The sequence below is a fragment of the Pseudoalteromonas sp. S558 genome (genome assembly GCF_005886635.1).
GTDB classification, from domain to species: Bacteria; Pseudomonadota; Gammaproteobacteria; order Enterobacterales; family Alteromonadaceae; genus Pseudoalteromonas; species Pseudoalteromonas aliena.
In genome coordinates this window covers 1-519 of record NZ_PNDU01000527.1, presented here as the reverse complement: position 1 = coordinate 519, position 519 = coordinate 1, and the positions used below count along the sequence as shown (strand labels likewise).

1 pseudogene is annotated in these 519 nt (G+C 42.8%); it reads left to right on the top strand.

Annotation, left to right across the window (positions count from 1 at the left end):
- Nucleotides 1-221 precede the first annotated feature (221 nt).
- Nucleotides 222-506 (top strand): annotated as a pseudogene (locus CWB66_RS21265) (transposase); the annotation flags it as partial.
- Nucleotides 507-519 lie beyond the last annotated feature (13 nt).

Below are 519 nucleotides of genomic sequence, written 5' to 3'. Positions count from 1 at the left end.
GGTGGTACACAAGTCACTAAAGCAGGACTCGTAACAGTTGGCTCGGTTCCGCTTCGCTTCACATTATAGCCAACTATTACTCACCGCTTAAGGCGGCGTTGAGGTTGTAGAATTACTCTTTTTAGGAACGTATCCAACTATTCTTGGTTGGTTGCTTTTTAACCTTGAATCCATCTGTTCGCTGTGATCTAATAGATATTATTCACCCACGGTAAACTGTTATGGCTAACTACAAGCCTGACTTATCCTGTCAAAATAAATTCATTCCTATCAATTTCGCTGAGCAAATTCTGCCTGGCACTTTTGAGTATGCCCTTTGTTATATTGTCGAAAATAAACTCGATTTATCGGGATTTGACGCGTGGTACAACAATGACAAAACGGGCGCGGCGGCGTACCCACCCTCGGGAATGCTAAAGAGTATTTTACTGGGGTATGCCCATGGTTTAATTAGTAGCCGCCGAATTTCAAAGGCTTGCGAGCATAAAATGTATTTAATGAGTCTGTAGGGTGAGAGTC